Raw genomic sequence first — 22,540 nt, 5'->3', positions numbered from 1 at the left:
CCGTCCTGATTGATCGCCGAACCCCGCACCACCGCCAGCACCGGATGCCCCAGCCGCCGCGCGTCCGACAACCGCTCCAGGACCAGGATGCCCACGCCCTCGGCCCAGCCGGTGCCGTCGGCGGCTTCGGCGTAGGCCTTGCAGCGGCCGTCCGCGGCCAGCGCCCGCTGCCGGGAGAACTCCACGAACGACGTCGGCTGCGACATCAGGGCCACACCGCCCGCGAGGGCCAGCGTGCACTCGCCGTTGCGCAGCGACTGTGCCGCCAGGTGCAGCGCGACCAGCGAGGAGGAGCAGGCCGTGTCGACGGTGAGCGCCGGCCCTTCGAGACCGAGGGTGTACGACACCCGGCCCGAGGCCACGCTGCTGGCCGTGCCGATGCCGTGGTAGCCCTCCAACTCGTCCGGGATCCGGGCCACTTGGGATCCGTAGTCGTGATACATGACGCCGGAGAACACGCCGACCGGCGCGCCGCGCAGCTTCGTCGGGTCGATGCCGGACCGCTCCAGGGCCTCCCAGGAGGTCTCCAGCAGCAGCCGCTGCTGCGGGTCCATGGCGGTCGCCTCGCGCGGCGAGATGCCGAAGAACTCGGCGTCGAAGTCGGCGAGGTCGTAGAGGAAGCCGCCCTCGCGGACGTAGGAGGTGCCGGGGCGGGAGCCGTCCGGGTCGTACAGGTCGTCGAGGTTCCAGCCGCGGTCCTCGGGGAAGCCGGAGACCGCGTCGCGGCCCTCGGCGACCAGCTGCCACAGCTCGTCCGGGCTGTTCACGCCGCCCGGCAGCCGGCACGCCATGCCGACGATCGCGATCGGCTCGCCGGAGCCCGTGCTCTCCGGGCGGACCTCCTCGACGGGCGCCTCGACGCCGGTGATCAGGGAGTCCAGCAGCTCGGCCACCGCCTGGGGGGTGGGGTGGTCGAAGGCGAGGGTGGCGGGCAGCGGCAGGCCGGTGGACTCGGTGAGGCGGTTGCGCAGGGTGACGGCCTCCAGCGAGGTGAACCCGAGATCCTTGAACGGCCGTCCGGGACCGACCTTGGACAGGCCGCCGACGTCCCGCACCCGGGCCGTCTCGGTGCGCACGAGGTCCAGCAGGATCCGCACCCGCTCCGGGCCGGTGAGCTGCCCGACCCGCTCCCGCAGGGCCTCGGCGACCGCGCCGTCGGCGGGCGCCGGAGCGGCGGAGACGTCGATGAGGCCGCTGAGCAGCGGCGGCAGCGCCGACGGCCGGGAGGAACCCGGGAGACGGCTCGCGCTCGCGGTGAGCGCCGAGGTGTCCAGGGCCAGCGGCAGGCAGTGCACGGGTCCGGCCATCTGGGCGGCGTCGAACATGGCCAGGCCCTCGGCGCGGCTCAGCTCGCGCACCCCGGCGACCGGTTCGCCGCTCCGGCCCGCCTCGACGGCCGGCTCCCACGGGCCCCAGCTCAGGGACAGGGCCGGCAGCCCGCGGTCGGCGCGGTGCCGGGCGAGCGCGTCCAGGAGCGCGTCGTAGGCCGCGCGGTCGGCCTCGGGGGACACCCCGAGCAGGGCGTCGGCGGACGAACACACCACGAACGCCGCCAGTTCCTCGTGCTCGCGGGAGAGTTCGTGCAGGTGCAGCAGGGCTCCGACGGCGGACTCCAGGGCGTGGTCCGGGCGGTGGGCGAGCGCGGTCCGCCAGCCGTCGGTGTGCACGATCGCGGTCAGCGGCCGCTCCGCCCGGTCCAGTACGGCGGCCAGGGCCTGCCGGTCGGCCGGGTCGCAGGCGGCCGTGGTCACCGTCGCGCCGAGCGCGGTGAGTTCTCCGCGCAGCGCGACCAGGGCCTCGTCCTCGGCGTCGTAGGAGCCGATCAGCAGCAGGTGCCGGGCCCGGTGGCCGGCGACCAGGTGGCGGGCCAGCGCGGCGCCCTCGGCGCTGTCGGCGCCGGTGATGACGACGGTGCCCTCCGGGTCGAGCGGGCGGTGGGCGGGGCCGTCGGTGGTGGCGGACACCCGGGCCAGCCGCGGCAGCAGCAGGACCCCGGTGCGCAGCGCGAACTGCGGCTCACCGGTGGCGAGCGCGGCCGGCAGCGCCGCGAGGGACGCGGGCGCCTCGTCCAGGTCGGCCAGCACCAGGCGTCCCGGGTGCCTGGTCTGCAGGGCGCGCAGCAGACCCCAGACGGGTGCGTGCGCGATGTTGTGGAGGCTCTCGTGCGGGCCCGGGGTGACCGCGCCCCGGGTGGCCACGGCGATGCGGGTGCCGTCCAGGCGCGGGTCGGCGAGCAGGCCGGTCAGGTGCTCGGCGAGTTCGCGGACCGTGCGCCGGGCCCGGGCGGCGAAGTCCGCGGCGGCGGCCGCCTTCGGCACGTCCAGCGCGAGCACCACGGCGTCGGGCACGTCCGTGCCGTCGGCGGCGGTCCGGGCCAGCCGGGCGTCGAGCTGCGCGGCGGCGGACGGGGCGTCCGCGCCGTGCAGCGTCCACGGTTCGGCGGCGGTGCCCTCGGGCAGCGCGGCCGGCACCCAGTCGAGCCGCAGCAGCGACTCGAAGTGGGTGCTGTTGGCGGCGCGCAGCCGCATCGGGCGGTGCAGCAGCTGATGGCGGATGATCTTCCCGGACTGGGTCCGCGGGATGGTCCCGGTCTCGTACAGCTCCTCGGGCACCTTGTAGTAGGCCAGCCGCTCCCGGCAGGCCGCGTACAGCGCCTCGGGGTCCAGTCCCTCGGGCTCCGGCACCAGGAACGCCACCGGCACCTCGCCCAGCACCTCGTGCGGTTTGGCGACCACGGCCGCGTCGGCGACGCCGGGCACGTCCCGCAGCACGTCCTCGATCTCGCCGGGGTGGATGTTCTCGCCGCCGCGGATGATGAGTTCCTTGAGCCGGCCGGTGATCGTGAAGTAGCCGGCCTCGTCGCGGACCGCCAGGTCGCCGGTGCGGTACCAGCCGTCCCGCAGCGCCTCCTCGGTGGCCTCGGGGTCGTTGTGGTAGCCGGCCATCACGTTCGGGCCGCTGACCCACACCTCGCCCTCCTCGCCGGGCGGCACGTCGGAGCCGGTGGGCGGGTCCACCAGCCGGACGTTGACGCCGGGCACCGGCAGACCGCACGAGCCTTCCACGCGGGCGCCGGAGGGCCAGCTCATGGTGATCGAGCCGCAGGTCTCGGTGGAGCCGTAGGCGTCCAGCAGCGGGGCGCCGTAGATCTGTTCGAACGCGGTGTGCAGGGAGGCCGTGGTCACCGAGCCGCCGACCAGGCAGACCCGCAGGCGGGGCGCGGTGAAGCCCTCCCGGGCGGCGGCGCGCACCAGGTGGTGGTACATCGTCGGCACACCGGCCAGGAACGTCGCCTCGTCCTCGCGCACCGCGGCCAGCACGTCGTCGGCGTCGAAGCCGTCGACGAGCCGTACCGACGCGCCGACGGCGGTGGCGGCGACCACGCACACGATGTGCGACAGGCTGTGGAACAGCGGCAGCGGCCACACCATGCGGTCGTCCGGGCCGAGGCCGGGGATCGGCACGTAGCTGGCGGCGACCGACCACAGCGCGTTGCGCTGGGTCGACCGGACGCCCTTGGGGCGGCCCGTGGTGCCGGAGGTGTAGAGGATCCACGCCACCTCGTCCAGGTCCAGGTCGTCCCGGGCGGGCAGCGGCGGCTCGGTGGTGGCGAGCTTCTCGAAGGACACGGTGCCGACGGGGTGTTCGGCTCCGGTCAGCACGATCCGCACCGGGTCGCCGGCCACCGGCAGGGTGCCCAGCACGCGCCGCACCTGGTCCAGGTGGGCGCGGTCGGTGATGACGACGCGGGCGCCGCTGTGGCCGAGCAGATGGGCCAGCTCCGTGTCGGTGGACCGCGGGTTGAGCGGTACGCCGATGGCGGCGGCGCGGACGATCGCCAGGTAACTCTCCACCGACTCGACGCAGTTGCCGAGCAGGATCGCCGCCCGGTCGCCCGGTTGCAGCCGCAGCGCCGCGAGGTGGCCGGCTATGCGGCCGGTCCGCCGGTCCAGTTCGGCGTGGCTGACCGCCCGACGCGCGTCGCGGTAGGCGACCTTGTCCCCGAAGCGGTTCGCGTGCGCCGCGAGCAGCCTGGGCAGCGGTTGGATCAGCTCGGTTCGCAGCATGTCCCTACACCTCTCGGAAAAACACGGCGACAACGAAATGCGCGGTGCCGTCGATTCTGCTGTCCGACGGCGTCGCGGTAACCCCACCCCCACCCCTAACACCGCCCTGATTCCGGGTCCGTGAGATATCACGTCCGCGACCCATGGGGGTGACGACCCGATGCCTTTAGCATGGGGCACAGCCCGTTCCGTACGAACCATTCCGGCGTACCCGAGAGAACTGAGGCAATCCCCATGACCCTGCACTGGAACCATGTGCGCATATCCGCTCCCGATCGTGTCGGGGCGAGAGGAATCTCCCGTCCGGAGCCGCCCGAGGACCTCCATGACCTGGTGCGTGACCTGCGGTCCGCGGATCCGGCCGGTCGCTGGTTCTTCCATTGGGCGGGCGATTCCGTCCCGGTCGGCATCGACCTGTGGGCGGGTGTCTCGACCGAGGTGTCCGAGGAATTCACCAACCGTCTTCAGGAGATCGGCGCAACGCCAGGGGTACCCCCCGAATACCCCCCTGCCCGCGGCGAATTCCACGGCCTTCCGGTAAATACTCCGAGGGCTGTCGACATCGAATTCTCCGACGAGGTCTCGATGGCGTCGAGCGAACTCGCCCTGGCCGCCCTCCGGGAACCGGCCGCCGATCACCGCACCCAGCTCGCCGTCGCCGTCTGGCAGCTGCGGCACGTGGTCGCGCTGCTGGCGGAACCCGCCCGTCGCGGTTTCCTGTTCCGGATCTGGCAGCACCGCACGGCCACGCTGACCCCGGCGCAGCGCACCGAGCTGTGCGCCCGCGGTGCGGAGGCCGCGGGGGTGCTCGCGGACGGGCTGCCGGCCATGGGCCCGGAGACCCGGCACGGCTGGGACGGCTACCTGCGCGCCCTGCGCCGGACGGCCCAGGCCTGGCAGGCCGGTGACGCCCCGGTCAACTACCTGCTCTTCGAGCACTCCCATCTGACGCTGCGCCGGCTGCGGGTGCCGCCCACCGTGGAGGCGCTGGCGGCCCGCACCCTGCGCGCGGCCCTCACGCCGTCCGGCGCCGACCGGCTGCCGCTCGCGGTGCCCAGGGGCGTGCTGCAGACGGTGTAGTGGGACACGACGGGCGGCACACGACAGACAGCACACGACAGGCAGCGGACGAGGAGAGGACGAGGAGAAGACGATGAGTGAACCCGCCCATCACCGGGTGGATGTGGCGCTGGGCGACCGCGCCTACCCGGTGCACATCGGCCCCGGCGTGCGCGCCCTGCTTCCACGGCTGGTCGCGGCGACCGGCGCCCGGCGTGCCGTCGTCGTCTCGGCGCGCCCGGAGGGGGCGCTGCCGCCGCTCGGCGTCGAGACGCTGTGGCTCGCCGCCCGGGACGGGGAGGAGAACAAACACCTCGGGGCGGTGGCCGGACTGTGCGAGCGCTTCGCCCGGTTCGGCCTCACCCGCTCCGACGTGGTGGTCTCCTGCGGCGGCGGCACCACGACCGACACGGTGGGTCTCGCCGCCGCCCTCTACCACCGCGGCACCCCCGTCATCCACCTGCCGACCTCGCTGCTCGCCCAGGTCGACGCGAGCATCGGCGGCAAGACGGGGGTGAACCTGCCGGAGGGGAAGAACCTCGTGGGCGCCTACTGGCAACCGCGCGCGGTGCTGTGCGACACGGACTTCCTCGCCACCCTGCCGGCGCGCGAACGCGTCAACGGCTACGGCGAGCTGGCCCGCTGCCACTTCATCGGCGCACCGGGCCTGGCCGCCCTGCCGCTGGAGCAGCAGATCGCGCGCAGCGTCGCCCTGAAGGCGTCCGTGGTCTCCCGTGACGAACGCGACCAGGGCCTGCGCCACATCCTCAACTACGGCCACACGCTGGGCCATGCGCTGGAACGGGCGACGGACTACGCGCTGCGGCACGGCGAGGCGGTCGCCATCGGCACCGTCTTCGCCGGCCGGCTGGCTGGCGCCCTGGGCCGCATCCCGGCGGCCCGGGTCGTCGAACACCATGACGTGGTGTCGTCGTACGGCCTTCCGACCCGGCTGCCCGCCGCCGTGGACCACGACGCCCTGGTCGGGTACATGCGCCGGGACAAGAAGGCCGAGGGGCACGATCTGACCTTCGTGCTGGACGGTCCCGACGGCCCGGAACTGGTCACCGGCGTCCCCGAGGCGCTGGTACGGGCGGAGCTCGCCGCGATGCCCCGCTCGACCGCGCCGACCGCGCCCGTCACTGCGCCGGAACCGGCTCCGGCTCCGGCGCGCTGACACACCGCACACCGCGAGGCCCGGACGCCCTGCCGGCGTCCGGGCCTCGCACTGTGTGCGTTCCCCGCCGCCGACCCCGGAACCCGCTGGGCGAGGGGTGGTGCCGCGCCGCCGAAAACGCGACCACCACCTGACCCGGGGCCGGTCAGGTGGTGGTCGCGGACAAGGACTCCGCCGGGCGGGAGCCCGAGGCGTTGTGTGCGGTGCCGTGCGGTGTCCGGCCCCGGTCCGTCACCGGACCGGGGCCGGGTCCGGCGCTCCCGGAAGCCGACCCGGCGCCGGACACCTCGACGCCGGACCCCGGGCGACGCCCTCACCACACCGGCCGGCATCCTCACCGCACCGGCCGGCGGCCGCCCAGGCGTCCCTCCGCCGGGTCGGCCGTTCGGATCGTCCCGGTGTGGCGGGCCCGGCAGGTGCGTGCGTCTGCCGCGCGGTCAGCGCACCGGCCGGCGACCGCCCGGGCGTCCGTCCGCCGGGTCGGCCCCGCCCGGCGGGACGGCGCCGTCGGTCCCCGGCGCTCCACGCCGGCCGGGCCGGCCGGCCGGGCCGGTGCCGGGGAGACCCCGTCGCGCCGGTCGGCTCCTCCGCCTCGCGGCCGCACGCACCGGACGACGCTCGGGTCGGCTGCGAGGCACCGCGCCTCACAGCCGACCTGATCCGAACGACAGTGCCTAGCCGGCCGGGGCCGGGGTGGCGACGAGGTCCAGCAGCTCCGCGGGCGACCGCAGCACCACGTCCGGCCGCGCGCCCAGCAGCGGTTCGGGATCGACGCCGGCCCACAGCGCGGCCGCCGCGCACACCCCCGCCCCGTGGGCGCTGTCCAGGTCGGTGACGGCGTCTCCCACCATCACCGTCTGCCCGGCGGGCGCCCCGAGCACCGACACCGCGAGGCGGACCATGTCCGGGGCCGGCTTGGGCCGCAGCACCTCGTCCGACCCGATCACCACCTCGAACATGCCCAGCAGCCCCAGCCGGGCGAGCAGTTCCCGTGCCCGCTCCCCCGCCTTGCCGGTGGCCACGGCCATCGGCACCCCGCGCCGGTGCAGCGACTCCAGCAGTTCCCGGATCCCCTCGAACACCTGCACCCGGGAGGCGAGCCGGCGGCTCTCCCGCACGAAGGGCGCCTCCATCCGCAGCGGCAGCCCCATGATCCGCATGATGTCCGGGAAGTACCGGCCCAGATGGCGGTTGTACTCGTCGAACGGCGCCTCCCCGCCGCCCACGACCTCGGCGTAGGCGACGCTGAAGGCCTCCCGCATCACCGCGAAGCTGTCGACGAGCACCCCGTCGAGGTCGAACACGACGGCCCTGAGGCCACCCTCGGGGCGGGGAGCGGCCTCATGGGCCCCGTACTCCGCCTTCCCCCCGTAACTGCCTTGCCTGTCAAGCATGACGCAGCCTCTCCGAGTTCAGTAGCGTCGAGCGGGGCACCATCCGGGCGGCTCTTGTGGAGCGCGCCCCGATGCGTGCCCGGCGGGCCGAGCGGTAGATGCGCTCGATCACCGCGATGGTGCGGCGGACCTCTTCCACGGTCCGTCCACGGGACGCCGGGTCCGCGAGCAGCCGCGGCAGTTCGTCGAGCTGCCGCAGGTACTCGGCGCCGATCTCCTCCTCCGGAAGCGGGATCTCGGTGCGTTCCCCGTCCCGGACCCGGACCAGCCGGGATCCCTTTCGGCGGTTCGGACTGAATCCGAACGTGCAGTCCAGCGTGGCGCTGCCGGCGCTGCCGTCGACCCGGATCCGGGTGGTGTCGTAGGGCTCGTGCGAGGCCCAGCTCGCCCGGATCGCCACCGACACCCCGGTCTCGGTCACCAGGAAGCCGCGCGCGGTGTCCTCCACGTCGCCCTCGGTGTCCGGTTCCCGCGGCGCGTCCTCGCGCCAGGCGGCCTCCGAGGACTGGTCGTTGACGAAGTCGTCGGACACCGTGCCGACCGCCTGGTCGAAACCGACCGGACCGAGGATCGGCCCGACGGTGTCGAGCAGATGCCAGCCGAGGTCCACCAGTGCCCCGCCGCCGGCGAACTGCCGCTGGGTGAACCAGCCGCCCGCGCTGGGCACCCCCCGCGCGCGTACCCAGGACAACTCGATGTGCCGCAGTTCGCCCAGGTCCCGCTCGATGACCTCGCGCAGCGCGAGCACATCGGCCCGGTAGCGGGCCGCGCTGCCCGCGAGCAGCATCGCGTCGCCCTCGCGTTCGGCGGCGGCGAGCTGGTCCGCCTCCGCCGAGTTGAGGCAGACGGGCTTCTCCAGGAACACCGGGATGCCCATGCGCAGGATGCGGCAGGCGACGGCCGAGTGCAGATGGTTCGGCACCGCCACGATCGCCAGGTCGACCTCGTCGGGGCGCAGTTCCGACACGTCGGACAGCAGCCGGGTCCCGGCGCGGTCGTGCGGGATGTCGGCGCGGGCCGCCTGGTTGGGTTCCACCAGGAACGACACACCGAAGGAGGGGTGCTGGCGCAGTCGCGGAAGCCAGATGGACTTCGCCGCCCACCCCAGACCCACCACGCTCGTGCGGACCGGGGCGTCGCCCGGTCCTCGTGCGCTCACCCGTGTGTTCATGCGCGCGCGACCTCTTCGGCCACGACCTCGGCCACGGCGTGCATCTGCTCCTCGGTGCCCAGCAGGGTCCGGTGGTGCAGCCAGATGCAGTCGGCGTTGATGGCCTCGGTCACCGGGCAGCGCTCGGCGAGCTCCTCGACGGTGGCGGCGGGCGGCGCGTACTCCCAGAAGCCCTCCGAGCGGTAGATGGCGCGGAACGCGACGAACGCGGGCACGCCCCGCTCGACGAGCCGGTCCACCAGGGCGTTGCGGTCCTCCTCGGCGATGCCGGGGATGCGGAACATCTGCATGTAGTGCGGGTGGGCGGTGACCCGCTCGTCGCGGCCCTGCGGGACCACGCCCGGGATGCGCGCGAGGAGGCCGGCGAGCAGCGGGGAGCGCTGCTCACGGGTGGCGATCTGCTCGTCGAGCCGGCCGAGCTGGGCCCGCAGCACCGCCGCGGAGAACTCGTTCATCCGGAAGTTGGAGCCCGAGGTCTGGTGGTGGTACTTGCGGTCGGTGCGCGGCCGGCCGCAGCTGTGCCGCAGGAAGGCCTCCTGATAGGACGCCTCGTCGGGGAAGGTGACCAGGCCGCCCTCGCCGGCCGTCATCAGCTTGCCGTTCTGGAAGCTGAACGCGGCCACCGATCCCAGTTCGCCCGCCTTGCGGCCGAGCCACTCGGCCCCGTGGGCGTGCGCGGCGTCCTGGATCAGCGGCACCCCGGTGTCGGCGGACAGCTTCCCGAGGGCGTCCATGTCCGCGAAGTGACCCGCCATGTGCACCGGCATGATGGCGCTGGTGCGCGAGGTCACCGCGGCGGCCACCGCCTGCGGGTCGAGGCAGTACGTCTCCGGGTCGACGTCCACCGGTACGGCGACCGCGCCGAGGCGCTGCGCGGCCTGCGACGACGAGATGAACGTGAAGGCGGGGACGATGACTTCACTGCCCTCGCGCACGCCGAGCACCTGCAGGGCGAGTTCCAGGGCGTGCGTGCCGTTGGTCACCGCCAGCGCGTAGGGCGCCCCGTGACGGTCCGCGAACTCCCTCTCGAACGAGTCGACTTCGCTGCCTCCCATGCGCCACCACTGTCCCTGCTCCAGTGCCCGGAGCAGACCGGTGCGCTCCTCCTCGCCGTACTGCGGCCACACGGGGAGGTCCGCGATAAACTTCGCCTGATCATTCATGACGGTCCATTCCTGTTTCCGGTGAACGCGGAGATCTCCGCGGAAGGGCCAACCGCCCCCGGAAAGCCGGGAATCGGCGGCGGGGAATATCACGCTACCGCGCGGACGGCAGCCTCTCCCATCCCCTACCGGGTCCCCGAAAACCCCCCTGAAATCGCCGCACCGACCCCCCTGATGCGTAATCCGACACCCCGATACCGGCTACAAACGGGTGTGCGCATCTAAGAATGGAGTGCGTCCGGGTAGACCACGAAGAGCCGTTATTCCAACCGCAGTTGTGAGGTGAGTCATGAGCGCGATACTCCTGCTGAACGGGCCCAACCTCGGCATCCTCGGGCAGCGCGAGCCCGAGGTGTACGGCACCGACACCCTGGCCGACGTCGAGCGGGCCGTGCGCGAGGAGGTCGCCGGGAGGGGCTGGGATGTCATCTCCGTCCAGAGCGACTCGGAGGGCGACCTGGTGCGCGCCGTGCACGCCCACTACGGCACGGTCGGCGCCCTGGTGAACCCGGGCGCCCTCATGGTCGCCGGCTGGAGCCTGCGCGACGCCCTGGCGAACTATCCGCGTCCCTGGGTCGAGGTCCATCTGTCGAACGTCTGGGCCCGTGAGCAGTGGCGCCACGAATCGGTGATCGCACCGCTCGCCTCGGGTGTGGTGGTCGGCCTCGGCTCGCTCGGCTACCGGCTCGGCGCCCGCGCCCTGCTGACCATCGCGGGCGGAGCACGGGCTGCCGCACCGTCGCTGGCCGCCACCGCGTAGCCCCGCGCCCGCGGTCCGCGGCCCCCGCCCGTCCGCGGGTCCGACCGCCCGCCCGTCCGCGAGCCCGCAAGTCCGCCCGCCCGCAGTCCGCCCACAGGAGCCCCGCATGAGCACCAGCGTCACGTGTTCCCAGCAGTGGATACGCCGCTACCACCCCAAGCCGGAGCGCCGTATGACCCTGGTCGCCCTGCCCCACGCCGGCGGGTCGGCCAGCTACTTCCATCCGCTGTCGGCGGCGCTCGGCGACGACGTCGAGGTCCTCGCCGTGCAGTATCCCGGCCGGCAGGACCGGCGGCACGAAGCCCTGGTCGGCTCCGTGCACGAACTGGCCGACCAGGTCGCCCTGGCCCTGATGCCGTGGGCCGGGCCCATCGCCCTGTTCGGACACAGCATGGGCGCCACCGTCGCCTACGAAGTCGCCCGCCGCCTGCAGGAGGGCGGTTCGCCCGCCGCTGCCCTGATCGTCTCCGCGCGCCGCGCCCCGTCGGTGGTCCGGGCCGACGGCTTCCACGAACTCGACGACGAGACCCTGCTGAAGGAAGTCCTGCTGCTCGGCGGCAGCGATGCCGCGCTCGCCCTCGACGAGGAACTGCTGCGGCTCACCATGCCTGTGCTGCGCAACGACTTCCGGGCGGTCGCCACGTACCGCTGCACCCAGGCCGAACCGCTGACGACTCCCATCACGGCGCTGGTCGGATCGGCCGACCCCCGGGTCACCGTCGGGGAGGTCGAGGAATGGCGGCGCCACACCGGCACCGGATTTTCGCTGCATGTTTTCGACGGCGGCCACTTCTATCTCGCGGAGCACGCCGAAGCCGTCACCGGACTGCTGCGCTCGACGCTGGAACCGCATATGTCGGAAGCGAATTGAACGACGGACCGCACTTCCTTTCCGAAGGGGCCGAGAGGCCGGGGAGACACACCGTGAGCCATCTGGGAATCGACATAGGCGGTACGAAAGTGGCGCTGCGGCTGGAACGCAGCGGCGCCGCCGTGGGCGCGCCCCCGCAGGAGACCCGGTTCACCTGGCCGTCCGAGGGGGGTGCGGCGGCCGACCTGGAGGCGCTGGCGTCCGCCCTGGCCGCGCTGCGCCGTCCGCCCGGCGATCCGGTGACCGCGGTGGGCGTGGCGCTGCCCGCGGCCGTGGACGCCGAGGGGCGGGTGCGCGGCTGGCCCAACCGGCCTGCCTGGCAGGGACTGGACGTTCGGCGCCGGCTGTCGGCCCTGCTGCCCGGCGCGCAGGTGCGGATCGCCGACGACGGTGACCTCGCCGCGCTCGCCGAGGCGCGGGTGGCGGGCTGCCGCGACCTGGTGCACTTCGGCGTGGGTACGGGGATCGGCGGTGGCATGGTCCTGGACGGGGTGATGCGGCCGGGAACCGCGCGCGGTTCGTGCGAGGTGGGTCATGTCGTCGTCGACCGCAGCGGGGGTGCCCGGTGCGACTGCGGCCGGCACGGCTGCGTGCAGGCCCTCGCCTCGGGGCGGGCGACGTTGCGGCGGGCCGCGCGGGCGCTCGGCCGGCCGGTCGACTTCAACGAGCTGCGGCAGGCCTGGACCGGTCGCGAGAAATGGGCGGTGGAGACGGTGACGGCGGGTGCGTCCGCGCTCGCGGCGGCCGCGGTGTCCCTGGCCGAACTGGTCCACCCCGAGGTCATCACCGTCGGCGGCGGCTTCGCGGCCGGCCTGCCCGGCTACGTCGCCGAGGTGGCGGACCACGTCGGCGCCCTGCGACGCCCCGCGGGCCCGTCCCCCGAGGTCCGCGCCGCCGCGCTGGGCGCGCTCTCCTCCCTGGACGGCGCGGTCCTCCTCGCCCGCGGGACCGGCACCGGCGCCGTGACACCCGGAGCCGCCTGAAGCCCCCGGCCGCACGCCGACCTCACGCCCTCGCCGTCGCCCTACAGAGCCACGGGCCTGGGTTCACACCCTCGCCCTCCGAAGCCACGAGCCGGGGCTCACACCCTCGCCCTCCGGAACGACGAGCCGGTCGCGCGCCCCTCGCCCTCCGCGGCCACGGGCCGGTCGCAACCGCTGGTCCGGGGCCACCGGTGAGGACTACGGATGCCTGCGGCTGTGCTGGATCGTGCGGGTGCGGCGGGCGTAGCCGACGCGGTGCTCGCAGCGGCCCACGCCTGCCGGGCGCCGGACCGTGTGCTGCCAGTACGGCCTGGTCTCGGGGGTCAGCGCCGGGTCCTGGTTGAGGATGGCCAGTTCCAGGGACCGCAGTTCGTGCCCCGGGTCGAGTCCGAAGTTGTCCAGCAGCGCGGTCCGGGTGCGCTGGTAGGCGGCGAGCGCGTCGTGCTGCCGGCCGGAGCGGTAGAGGGCCACCATCAGCAGCCCGCACAGCCGCTCGCCGGTGGGCTCCGCGGCCGCCATCTCCTCCAGCGTGCCGAGGATCTCGTGGTGCTGCCCGCGCCTGAGCAGTTCCTGCGTGTAGTCCTCGAAGACGCTCATCCGCAGCCCGGTGACCGCTTTGAGCTCCGGCCAGACGATGCCGGCCTCGACGAGGTCGGCGAGGGCCGGCCCGCGCCACAGCGCGAGCGCCGAGCGCAGCGTTTCGATTCCCGAATCCCGGTGACCCGCGGCGAGTTCGGCGCGGCCGAGCTCCACCTGGCGGCGGAAGTGCCACAGGTCCAGGTGCCCGTCGGCGACGCTGAGGCGGTAGCCGGGGGCGACGGTCGTCAGCCGTACGGACCCGTCGGGCCGCGCGTGCCGCTCGATGATCCTGCGCAGCCCGGACACGGCGTTCTGCACCATCTTCCGGGACGTCGCGGGATTGTCGTACCCCCACAGCGCGTGAATCAGTTTGCTCGTCGGTACGACCTCGTTGGCGTGCAGGAGAAGAAAACCGGTGATGGCCCGCTGATTGAATCCACCGAATTCCACGGAGCTTCCGTCGGCAACCGCTTCTAAAGGCCCGAGCAAGTTGAATCGCATGGCAGTGCCACCCCCCGGTCGACGCGGCAGCCGGAGCTGCGCCCAGAAGTACCTCTACAGTAAAAAACCATCCGACCCGTTTGTCAAGGCCGATGTACATCCTGTGACGATGACAGGGTTCGAGAGAAATAGCAGCTCAGAGCCGTTTTTATGCGATCTTTGACAACCGGTCGGCCCTCGCGTCCCGCTCGCTCGGGCACGCGGAACGTGCGTTCCGCTCCCCCACGGGCGCCCACCAGGACGGTGGGCGGGCAGTTGCCGGCCGGTGTGCGCGGAGAAACCGGGGCCCCCTGAGGGGTTGCTAGCTTCGGCGCGTCGGACACTCGAAACCACGTTCGTACGGAGGGAACCAGTGGACCTGGTCGAACGCGTCGAGAAGGAAGCAGAACTCACCCGAATACTCAGCGAATTCAGCGCCGGAAAGGGCGCCGTGGTACTGCTCGAAGGCCCCGGCGGCAGTGGAAAGACCGAACTCCTGCACACCATCGCCGGCCGGGCCCGCCAGGGCGGGAGCCTCGTGCTGCACGCCGGCTGCTCCAGGGCCGAGAGCGCGCTGCCGTTCGGAGTGCTGGGACAGCTCTTCTCCTCCATGCCGACGGCGGACGGCCCGGTCGCCCGGCTGCAGGCCCTGCACCGGCGGCTGAACGCCGAGGCCACCGCCGAGGACCCCGCACACGACACCGCCGCCATCGGCCCCGGGCTCGCCCGGCTGCTCGACGAGGTGACCGCGACACTGCTCGAACTCGCGCGGGCCGCACCGGTGTTCATCGCCATCGACTCCATTCGGCACGCCGACCCGCAGTCGCTCGGGTGCCTCCTGTACCTCGTGCGCCGGACCGCCTCCGCACGCGTCATGGCCGTCCTCACCGACGACACCACAGCCCATCGCGGCCTGTTCCGCGCCGAGTTGCTCGACCAGCCGCACACCCACCGCCTCGCGCTGGAGCCGCTGACCGAGGACCAGGTGGCCGCGCTGCTCGCCCGTCGTCTGGAACCGGCCGAAGCCGAACGGCTCGCCGGCGAGTTCCACACCGTCAGCGGAGGCAACCTGCGGCTGCTGCGCGCGCTCGTCGACGACCACCTGGCCTGCGGCGGCGTCCGCAAGGACGGCTACGGCAGCGCGGTCCTGCGCCAGCTCGGCCGCCTGGAGGAACCCGTCGTGGCCGTCGCCCGCGCGCTCGCGGTGCTCGGCAGCGCCGAGGCACCCGACCGGCTCGCCCGGCTCGCCGGCGTCGACGACGGCACGGCCGTCGCCGCGCTGCAGACCCTCGCCTCCGTCGGTCTGGTCACCGGCTCCGGCCTGAGTCACGACATCGCCCGGGAGGCCGTACTCGACGACCTGGCACCCGAGGAGCGCACCGGCCTCCGGCTCACGGCCGCCGCACTGCTGCACGAACAGGGCTGCCCGCCGCGTGACATCGCCCCGCTGCTCATCGAGGCGGACCGGCCGGGCGGCGCCTGGAGCGTGCACGTGCTGCTGGAGGCGGCCGAGCAGGAACTGCTCGCCGGCCGGTCGCAGCAGGCCGCCGCCGCACTGGAGGCCGCGCTGCGCGCCCCCGTCGGCTCCAACGCCGAGCGCGCCTCGATCGAGTCGCGTCTGGTCCAGGTGCGACGGCTGTTCGACCCGGCGACCGCCGAACGTCATCTGACGGCCCTGACCGCCGCCGCCCGCGCCGACGAGCTGACCCCGGCCCGCACCCTGGACCTGGTACGCCAGCTGCTGTGGCAGGGCCGGGCGGCCGAGGCCGGCGAGCTGCTGGACCGGCTGCGCACGGCCCGCCCGGAAGCGCACAGCGAGGCCGCCGCCCTGCTGGACGACACCGAGAAGTGGCTGGCCTGGACGCACCCCACCGTGGCCCGCCGCACCCACCGCCCGGCCGGCCGGGGCCGCCCCGCCGCACTGCTCGCCGACGCCCTGGTCAACGGCCGCGCCCACGAGGTCGTCGGCCAGGCCCACCAGGTGCTCAAGGACCGCGGCCCCACCTATGACCTGAGCTGGCCGGAGGAACCCGCGCTGCTCGCGCTGGGCGTGCTGCTGTGCACCGACTCCCCGGACGCCGCGGCCTGGTGCGACCGGCTGCTGCGCGAGGGCCACACCCCGTACTCGCCGACCTGGATGGCCATGCTGTCGTCCATGCGGGCCGAGGCCGCGCTGCGGCTGGGCGATCTCACCGGTGCCGTGGAACACGCCCAGCAGGCCCTCAACCACATCCATCCGGGCGCCTGGGGCGTCGCCGTGGGCGCGCCCCTGGGCAGCCTGGTGCTCGCCACGACCCGCATGGGCCACTACGACGAGGCAGGCGCCTATCTGACCCATGCCGTCCCCAAGCACCTCTTCGACACCCGCTACGGTCTGCACTACCTGCACGCACGCGGCCAGTACCACCTGCTCACCGGCCATCCGCACGCGGCGCTCGCCGACTTCCTCGCCTGCGGGGACCGGATGCGCGCCTGGGGGATCGACGTCCCCGGCATCGTGCCGTGGCGCACCAGCGCGGCCGAGGCCTGGCTCGACCTCGGCAACCGTGAGCAGGCCGCGCGCCTGGCCTACGACCAGCTCGGCCGGCCCGGCACCAACGGCGCCCGCCCCCGGGCGGCGGCCCTGCGGGCGCTGGCGGTCGGCGGCCCCGTGGCGCGCCGGCCGCAGATGCTGTCGGAGGCGCTGGACCTCTACGAGCGGTGCGGCGACCGCTACGAGCAGATCCGGATCCTCGGCGATCTCGCCACCGCCTATCACGAACTCGGCGACAACCGCCGCGCCCGTACGCACGTGCGGCGCGCCCGTCACCTGGTCGGGCTGTGCGATGCCGCCTCGCTCTCCGAAGCCCTGCTGTCCTTCCCCGACGACAGCGAGGAGCAGACCTCCCCGGCCGGCCCCGGCGACGGCGCGCTGCTCACCGGCTCCGAGCGGCGGGTCGCCGCGCTCGCCGTCGGCGGTTACACCAACCGGGAGATCGCGGCCAAGCTGTTCATCACCCCGAGCACGGTGGAGCAGCACCTCACCCGGGTCTACCGGAAGCTGGGCGTGCGCTGCCGCAAGGACCTGCCGGTCGAGCTGGCCACCAGCGTCACCGAGGCGTTCGTCGGCCAGGAAGCGTGAGAGGGCGGGGCGGACCGGGTCGGTCCGCCCCGCCCTCGGGCCCAGGCCCGGGCTCAGGTCGTCAGGCGAGGCGCAGCCGTGCAAGGTGCTGCCGGTACCAGGCCAGGCTCGCCGCCAGACCGGCCCCGAACCCCGGTCCGGGCGTCAGGCCGGTACGCTCCCACACCCGTGCGCTGTCGTAGTAGTAGTCGTCGGTCAGCAGCCCGTACTGATGCGGTGTCAGGTCCGGCAGCAGGCGCGACGACAGCTCCCGGTGCGCCGAGCGCGGCAGGTCGGTGCTGGGCAGCGGCACGCCGAGCCCGCGGCACAGCCGGGTCGCCGCGCTGCGCACCGTGACCGGGCGCGGATGGTTGACGTGGTAGGCGGCGCCCCGGTCGGCGTCGGTCCACCCGCTGCGGGCGAACGCCCCCACCACCCCGGCCAGTTCGTGCACGCCGATGAGAGAGCTGCGGGCCCTGCCGCCCTCGGACCACACCGGAACCTTGCGCAGCAGCCGGAGGAACAGGGGGACGTACCACCGGTCGCCGGGGCCGTAGACCAGGTTGGGGCGCAGGACGATCCCGCCGTGGGCCCGTACCGTCTCCTCGGCGAGCAGGCGCGAGGCGCTCGCGGGGGACGCCGGGGCCGGCGTCAGCCTGCCCTCCCGCACCCCCCGGTGCGGTCCGTGGCCGTACACCGAGGCGGTGGAGACGTACAGGACGCGGGCCACGCGGGCGGATCTCACCAGGGCGCGGGTTCCCCCCACGTTCACCGCTTCGGCGAGGTCCTTGTCCCGGCCGACATAGCTGGCCAGGTGGAGCACCGTGCCCACCCCCTCGCCGCAGCCGCGCAGGCTCTCCGGAACCATGAGGTCGCCGGGAATCCTCCGCGCACCCGCCGACGTCATCCACTCCGGCAGCGGCCGGCGCGACAGCACGCGCAGGTCCGCCACCGGCGGCCCGGAGACCGAGGGCCGCAGCAGCTCCCGGACCACGGCGCTGCCGATGAACCCGGTGCCGCCCACGACCAGGACGGCCTGCCCGCCGGAGGACTCAGCCGACAAGGATCCGCACCTCGCAGCCGGCGACCGTGGCACCGCCCTGGTTGAAGCTGACCGAGACGGTGCGCACGCCCTCCTCGCGGGCCGGCTGCGGGGTCGCCGTCACCAGGCAGGTGCTGTCGAACTCCACGTACTTTCGGTAGGTGGAGTCGCAGGCGACGATGAGCCCGTCGGGCCGTCCGAGCACCGCGAGCGAGGCCTGCCGGGCCGCCTCCATCAGCACCATGCCGGGCACGTGGTCGACGGGGTGGTCGAAGAGCACCGGGTGGTCGCGGTCGTAGCGCAGGGTCCACACGCGCTCCATGTTGGTGACGCCGAGGACCACGTCGAACGCCGAGGTACGGCCGACCTGTTCCGGGGCGACGGGCTCCGAGGTGGGCAGTCCGGGCACGTTGTGCGCCCGCTCCCCGCGCAGCCGCAGGTAGGCCGTCTCGGCGACGCACTGCGCGGCTATCGCGCCGGAACCGACGCGTATCCCGTCGCGGAGGCAGTCCACGTCGAGGTCCATCGCGGCGATGTTGCGCCCACGCCGCCTGACGTTGCGGCAGCGGACGTCGAGCAGGACGTCCGCGGGGCGCTCGGCGAGCAGGGCGCCGTCCGACTCCATGCCGTAGGAGAGGCTGCTGGAGAGGAACCGGTGCCCGAAGGGCACCTCGTAGGCGAGGTGGGAGATGGCGAGCAGAGCCTGGCGAATCGATTCGCCCAGCAGCATCGGGTCGTGCCAGCGGCCGGCGACCCGGCCGTAGTAGGAGTGGCTGCGGGGCCACTGCACACCCACGAGGTAGTGATCGTCGCTCGCCTGGCGAATCCCGGTCACCAGGACCTCGGAGACCGCCGCGCGGTGCACGACGGCGCGGGGGACGGACTGGAGGAAGAGCTCGGAGTCGTCTAACGACGAGGTTTCGCGCTGTTCGAGAAAAGAGGGAACGCTCATCAGTGCCTCCTGAGGGATGTCTGAGCAGGACAAACGCCAAGATCGACGTACTGGGGGCGGGTGAAGCGTCGCGAGAAACAGTACCAGTTAGTTGGTTTTTTGTGAGGGGGACGGGCAAACTGATGGCGAGAGCGGGTCGCGACCTGCCCGAAGGAGGACGACGCGACGACAGCTCCGGTCACTGAGCGAAGGGGTTGGACGCATGGCCAGGCAGGAACGCGCGGAGGTAACCCGGGCCGCCATCCTGGAGGGCGCGGCACGCGTCTTCGACGCTGAGGGGTTCCACGGCACCACCCTCGGCGACATCGTCAAGGAGTCAGGGGTGACGAAAGGCGCCCTCTACTTCCACTTCTCCTCGAAGGAGGAGCTGGCACAGCACCTGATCGACGAGCAGTTCTCCGCACTGGCCCCCATGGAGAACCTCGACAACCCCGGTCTGCAGTCGGCCATCGACATCCTCCACCACATGGCGCGGCTGCTGGTGGAGAACGTCCGGGTGCGGGCCGGGATCCGGCTCGTGACCGACCAGAGCTCCAAGACCAGCATCGTCAGCGAGCCGTACACGAAGTGGATAGAGATCTTCCGCAAGTGTCTGGCCGAGGCCCAGCAGCGCGGGGACGTCAAGGCCGACGTCGACTGCGAGCGGGTGGCCGCGATGATCGTCGGCTCCTGGACCGGAATCCAGCTCAGCTCCCAAGTGCTGTGCGGCCGGAAGGACTTGTCCGAGCGGACGACCTTGATGTGGGAGGTGCTGCTGCCCGGCATCGTGCCGCCGCGCAGGCTGGCCCGCTTCCACCCGGAAGGCAGCGCCCAGGTCGCGGAACGTCCCCTGGGCGTCGCGGGATAGGGTCCGGCGTCCGGCTCCCCCTCACCTGGCCGGGCAGGGCTCCGGCACGCCGGTGCGGAAGCCGCCGGCCGCGGGGAGGGGGACGAACGCCCCCAGCAGGACGTTCCACAGATCCGTGATCTGCTGCGCCGCCTCCCGGTCCGGCACGCGGCGTGCGGCGAGCGACTCGACCGAGAACAGCGTGACCATGGCGAGCACCCGGCCGGCCCGGCCGGGCAGGTCGCCGCGCAGTTCCCGGCGTTCGGCCGCGCGCGCGAGCTGCCGCTCCACGCCCGCCAGCCACAGCGCGTAGTGGTCGAACTCCTCCCCCAGGCGGGTGCGTTCGCGGTGGAAGCGCAGGGCGGCGCGCAGCGTGGGCTCGTCGTGCAGCAGGCGGCTGAGCCCGTGCGTGAGGTCGATGAGTTGCTGCACGGCGGAGCCGCCCGGGTCGGGCTCGATGTCGAGCAGGTCCTCCAGCAGTCCGTACGAGTGCTCGGTGACGGCGTCGGCGACCTCCTGCTTCGAACCGAAGTGGAAGTAGAGCGCCCCCTTCGACACCCCCGCCTCCCGGCTGATGTCGTCGAGAGTGGTGCCGTTGTAGCCGTTCTTCTCGAACCGGTCCGCCGCCGCCGAGACGATGCGCTGAAGGGTGCGCCGGGCGCGCTCCTGTTTGACCATCCCACGTCTCCATTGCCTGTGCCTGCCTGGTGGTCCTCCCCCGAGCATTGTAAAACCGGGCGATTGGTATTTGTTATCCGGTCGCCCGGCTTTTTTCGTACTCAGGGGCGTCCGGTCAGGCCGCGCCCAGACGTCCGTGGACCCAGTCGGTGATCTCCCGCATCGGCGTGCCGGGTGTGAAGACGGCCGCGACGCCCAGGCCGAGCAGTTCGGGGATGTCCGCCTCGGGGATGATCCCGCCGCCGAACACCGTGATGTCCGCCGCGCCCTCCTCGCGCAGCAGCCGCAGGACCTCGGCGAAGAGCGTCATGTGCGCGCCCGACAGCACGGACAGCCCGATGCCGTCGGCGTCCTCCTGGAGGGCGGTGTCCACGATCTGACGGGGCGTCTGGTGCAGTCCGGTGTAGACGACTTCGACCCCGGTGTCACGCAGCGCCCGGGCGACGACCTTGGCGCCCCGGTCATGACCGTCGAGACCGGGCTTGGCGACGACGAGACGGATACGGCTCACGTTCTTCCCCCTCCTCACAGGGCGTCGGCCGGCACGTACACGCCCCACACCTCGCGCAGGGCGTCGCACACCTCGCCGACGGTGGCGCGGGCGCACAGGGCTTCCTTCATCGGGTACAGCACGTTGTCGTCACCCGCGGCGGCCTTCTTGAGCTGCGCCAGGGCGGCGTCGACCTGGGACTGCTCGCGCCAGGCACGCAACTTGCAGAGCCGTTCCGCCTGCTGGCGTTCGATGGCGGGGTCGACCCGCAGCGGCTCGTACGGCTCCTCCTCGTCCAGCTGGAACCGGTTGACCCCGACGACCACCCGCTCGCCGCTGTCCGTCTCCTGGGCGATGCGGTAGGCGTTCCGCTCGATCTCCTCCTTCTGGAAACCCCGCTCGATCGCCGCGACCGCGCCCCCGGCCTCCGCCACCTTCGCCATCAGCTCCCGCGCCCCGGCCTCCACCGCGTCCGTCATGCTCTCGATCACGTAGGAGCCGGCGAACGGGTCCACCGTCGCGGTCACGTCCGACTCGTACGCCAGCACCTGCTGCGTGCGCAGCGCCAGCCGGGCGCTCTTGTCCGTCGGCAGCGCGATCGCCTCGTCGAAGGAGTTGGTGTGCAGCGACTGGGTGCCGCCGAGCACCGCGGCGAGCGCCTGGACGCTCACCCGCACCAGGTTCACCTCCGGCTGCTGGGCGGTGAGCTGCACCCCGGCCGTCTGCGTGTGGAAGCGCAGCATCAGCGACTTGGGGTTCTTCGCCCCGAACTCCTCCTTCATCACCCGCGCCCAGATCCGGCGCGCCGCCCGGAACTTGGCGACCTCCTCCAGCAGCGTCGTACGGGCCACGAAGAAGAAGGACAGGCGGGGGGCGAAGTCGTCGACGTCCATGCCGGCGGCGACCGCGGTGCGGACGTACTCGATGCCGTCGGCGAGGGTGAACGCGATCTCCTGCACGGGCGAGGCGCCCGCCTCGGCCATGTGGTAGCCGGAGATCGAGATGGTGTTCCACTTCGGGATCTCGGCCTTGCAGTACTTGAAGATGTCCGCCATCAGCCGCAGGGAGGGCTTCGGGGGGAAGATGTACGTGCCCCGCGCGATGTACTCCTTCAGCACGTCGTTCTGGATCGTGCCGGTGAGCCGGTCGGCGCTCACGCCCTGCTCCTCCGCCACGAGCTGGTACAGGAGCAGCAGCACCGCCGCCGGCGCGTTGATCGTCATCGACGTCGAGACCTTGTCCAGCGGGATCCCGCCGAACAGCACCCGCATGTCGTCGATCGAGTCGATGGCCACGCCGACCTTGCCGACCTCGCCGTGCGCGATCGGCGCGTCCGAGTCGTGTCCCATCTGGGTGGGCAGGTCGAACGCGACCGACAGGCCGGTCGTCCCGTTCGCGATCAGCTGCCGGTAGCGGGCGTTGGACTCCACCGCCGTGCCGAAACCCGCGTACTGGCGCATCGTCCACGGACGGCCCGTGTACATCGACGGGTAGACGCCGCGGGTGAACGGGTACGCCCCCGGCGCCCCCAGCTGTGCCGCCGGATCCCAGCCGCGCAACGCGTCGGGCCCGTAGACCGGTTCGATGGGCAACCCGGACTCGGAATCACGTGCCATGGGTTCTTTCCGCCCTTCTGTGTCGGTGTCCACGCCTCGCGCGGGTTCGCCACTGCTGCCGGACGCTTCGGATGCTAGGGAGCGCCGGACGCCGGACCATCCCCTATCGCCCCCTTGACTACGGCTCGCGAA

The 22,540-nt window shown here is 73.0% G+C and carries 17 protein-coding genes; 7 read left to right on the top strand and 10 right to left on the bottom strand.

The annotated features are described in order from the left end of the window. Positions 1-4,067: beta-ketoacyl synthase N-terminal-like domain-containing protein (locus tag VKA29_RS16010; protein WP_324786269.1), on the bottom strand; the 4,067-nt coding region annotated here is incomplete at its 3' end. 333 nt (positions 4,068-4,400) lie between these two features. On the opposite strand from VKA29_RS16010, the gene VKA29_RS16005 reads away from it, so the two are divergent. Then, positions 4,401-5,147, top strand: a complete 747-nt coding sequence (locus VKA29_RS16005; protein WP_324786267.1) for a hypothetical protein — start codon at positions 4,401-4,403, stop codon at positions 5,145-5,147. A gap of 73 nt (positions 5,148-5,220) precedes the next feature. Continuing rightward, positions 5,221-6,303 (top strand): 3-dehydroquinate synthase family protein, encoded by a 1,083-nt coding sequence (locus VKA29_RS16000; RefSeq protein WP_324786266.1) that lies wholly within the window; start codon positions 5,221-5,223, stop codon positions 6,301-6,303. A 674-nt stretch (positions 6,304-6,977) separates the two neighbouring features. On the opposite strand, the gene VKA29_RS15995 is transcribed toward VKA29_RS16000, so the two are convergent. The 3 genes from VKA29_RS15995 to VKA29_RS15985 are packed head-to-tail and all read right to left on the bottom strand — an operon-like array spanning position 6,978 to position 10,031. Further along, the gene (locus tag VKA29_RS15995; RefSeq protein WP_324786265.1) at positions 6,978-7,697 is read right to left on the bottom strand and encodes an HAD-IA family hydrolase; all 720 of its coding nucleotides are present in this window, start codon (positions 7,695-7,697) and stop codon (positions 6,978-6,980) included. After that, on the bottom strand, positions 7,690-8,868 hold the full coding sequence (locus VKA29_RS15990) for a Gfo/Idh/MocA family protein (RefSeq protein ID WP_420718499.1): 1,179 nt from the start codon (positions 8,866-8,868) through the stop codon (positions 7,690-7,692). Before VKA29_RS15990 ends, VKA29_RS15995 begins: the two co-directional genes overlap by 8 nt. Continuing rightward, positions 8,865-10,031 carry a DegT/DnrJ/EryC1/StrS family aminotransferase gene (locus VKA29_RS15985; RefSeq protein ID WP_324786263.1) on the bottom strand — a complete coding sequence of 389 codons (1,167 nt, stop codon included), beginning with the start codon at positions 10,029-10,031 and terminating at the stop codon, positions 8,865-8,867. The genes VKA29_RS15990 and VKA29_RS15985 overlap by 4 nt, the downstream gene beginning before the upstream one ends. Before the next feature lie 289 nt (positions 10,032-10,320). Here VKA29_RS15985 and VKA29_RS15980 point away from each other — a divergent pair, with 289 nt between their 5' ends. The 3 genes from VKA29_RS15980 to VKA29_RS15970 all read left to right on the top strand — a co-directional run bounded on the left by VKA29_RS15980 (position 10,321) and on the right by VKA29_RS15970 (position 12,645). Next, on the top strand, positions 10,321-10,791 hold the full coding sequence (locus VKA29_RS15980) for a type II 3-dehydroquinate dehydratase (protein WP_324786262.1): 471 nt from the start codon (positions 10,321-10,323) through the stop codon (positions 10,789-10,791). Between the two features lie 106 nt (positions 10,792-10,897). After that, on the top strand, positions 10,898-11,662 hold the full coding sequence (locus VKA29_RS15975) for a thioesterase II family protein (RefSeq protein ID WP_324786261.1): 765 nt from the start codon (positions 10,898-10,900) through the stop codon (positions 11,660-11,662). 53 nt (positions 11,663-11,715) lie between these two features. Then, positions 11,716-12,645 (top strand): ROK family protein, encoded by a 930-nt coding sequence (locus VKA29_RS15970; protein WP_324786260.1) that lies wholly within the window; start codon positions 11,716-11,718, stop codon positions 12,643-12,645. A 198-nt stretch (positions 12,646-12,843) separates the two neighbouring features. Here VKA29_RS15970 and VKA29_RS15965 read toward each other — a convergent pair whose 3' ends face one another. Then, positions 12,844-13,674: an AfsR/SARP family transcriptional regulator gene (locus VKA29_RS15965; protein WP_324786259.1), complete on the bottom strand. Its 831-nt coding sequence runs from the start codon at positions 13,672-13,674 to the stop codon at positions 12,844-12,846. 403 nt (positions 13,675-14,077) lie between these two features. Between VKA29_RS15965 and VKA29_RS15960 the strand changes: the two genes are divergently transcribed. Next, positions 14,078-16,825: a helix-turn-helix transcriptional regulator gene (locus tag VKA29_RS15960; RefSeq protein WP_324786258.1), complete on the top strand. Its 2,748-nt coding sequence runs from the start codon at positions 14,078-14,080 to the stop codon at positions 16,823-16,825. Between the two features lie 61 nt (positions 16,826-16,886). On the opposite strand, the gene VKA29_RS15955 is transcribed toward VKA29_RS15960, so the two are convergent. Together VKA29_RS15955 and VKA29_RS15950 are read right to left on the bottom strand one after the other, a co-directional pair. Continuing rightward, positions 16,887-17,867 carry an NAD-dependent epimerase/dehydratase family protein gene (locus VKA29_RS15955; protein ID WP_324786257.1) on the bottom strand — a complete coding sequence of 327 codons (981 nt, stop codon included), beginning with the start codon at positions 17,865-17,867 and terminating at the stop codon, positions 16,887-16,889. Continuing rightward, entirely contained in the window at positions 17,857-18,798 is a 942-nt protein-coding gene (locus VKA29_RS15950) for a ScbA/BarX family gamma-butyrolactone biosynthesis protein (RefSeq protein ID WP_324786255.1), read from the bottom strand. Before VKA29_RS15950 ends, VKA29_RS15955 begins: the two co-directional genes overlap by 11 nt. Before the next feature lie 202 nt (positions 18,799-19,000). Between VKA29_RS15950 and VKA29_RS15945 the strand changes: the two genes are divergently transcribed. Further along, complete coding sequence (locus VKA29_RS15945; protein WP_324786254.1) at positions 19,001-19,645, top strand: ScbR family autoregulator-binding transcription factor; 645 nt, start codon at positions 19,001-19,003, stop codon at positions 19,643-19,645. A gap of 21 nt (positions 19,646-19,666) precedes the next feature. Here the strand turns inward: VKA29_RS15945 and VKA29_RS15940 are convergent, their stop codons facing one another. The 3 genes from VKA29_RS15940 to VKA29_RS15930 form a co-directional block, all read right to left on the bottom strand. After that, positions 19,667-20,302 carry a ScbR family autoregulator-binding transcription factor gene (locus tag VKA29_RS15940; RefSeq protein ID WP_324786253.1) on the bottom strand — a complete coding sequence of 212 codons (636 nt, stop codon included), beginning with the start codon at positions 20,300-20,302 and terminating at the stop codon, positions 19,667-19,669. Positions 20,303-20,417: 115 nt separating this feature from the next. Beyond that, a complete protein-coding gene (locus tag VKA29_RS15935; protein WP_324786252.1) occupies positions 20,418-20,813 on the bottom strand; it encodes a cobalamin B12-binding domain-containing protein in 396 nt (131 codons plus the stop codon). Positions 20,814-20,827: 14 nt separating this feature from the next. Next, positions 20,828-22,408 (bottom strand): acyl-CoA mutase large subunit family protein, encoded by a 1,581-nt coding sequence (locus VKA29_RS15930; protein ID WP_324786251.1) that lies wholly within the window; start codon positions 22,406-22,408, stop codon positions 20,828-20,830. Positions 22,409-22,540 lie beyond the last annotated feature (132 nt).

Source organism: Streptomyces sp. H51, assembly GCF_035656535.1.
GTDB lineage: Bacteria > Actinomycetota > Actinomycetes > Streptomycetales > Streptomycetaceae > Streptomyces.
Note: the sequence above shows the minus strand (reverse complement) of the source record. Positions and strands in the feature narration are given on the sequence as shown.

What these genes read in the sequence shown, in the direction of transcription:
- VKA29_RS16000 (WP_324786266.1), top strand. Translation starts at nt 5,221, where the DNA reads ATGAGTGAACCCGCCCATCACCGGGTGGATGTGGCGCTGGGCGACCGC.
- VKA29_RS15995 (WP_324786265.1), bottom strand. Translation starts at nt 7,697, where the DNA reads ATGCTTGACAGGCAAGGCAGTTACGGGGGGAAGGCGGAGTACGGGGCC.
- VKA29_RS15990 (WP_420718499.1), bottom strand. Translation starts at nt 8,868, where the DNA reads ATGAACACACGGGTGAGCGCACGAGGACCGGGCGACGCCCCGGTCCGC.
- VKA29_RS15985 (WP_324786263.1), bottom strand. Translation starts at nt 10,031, where the DNA reads ATGAATGATCAGGCGAAGTTTATCGCGGACCTCCCCGTGTGGCCGCAG.
- VKA29_RS15980 (WP_324786262.1), top strand. Translation starts at nt 10,321, where the DNA reads ATGAGCGCGATACTCCTGCTGAACGGGCCCAACCTCGGCATCCTCGGG.
- VKA29_RS15975 (WP_324786261.1), top strand. Translation starts at nt 10,898, where the DNA reads ATGAGCACCAGCGTCACGTGTTCCCAGCAGTGGATACGCCGCTACCAC.
- VKA29_RS15950 (WP_324786255.1), bottom strand. Translation starts at nt 18,798, where the DNA reads ATGAGCGTTCCCTCTTTTCTCGAACAGCGCGAAACCTCGTCGTTAGAC.
- VKA29_RS15945 (WP_324786254.1), top strand. Translation starts at nt 19,001, where the DNA reads ATGGCCAGGCAGGAACGCGCGGAGGTAACCCGGGCCGCCATCCTGGAG.
- VKA29_RS15940 (WP_324786253.1), bottom strand. Translation starts at nt 20,302, where the DNA reads ATGGTCAAACAGGAGCGCGCCCGGCGCACCCTTCAGCGCATCGTCTCG.
- VKA29_RS15930 (WP_324786251.1), bottom strand. Translation starts at nt 22,408, where the DNA reads ATGGCACGTGATTCCGAGTCCGGGTTGCCCATCGAACCGGTCTACGGG.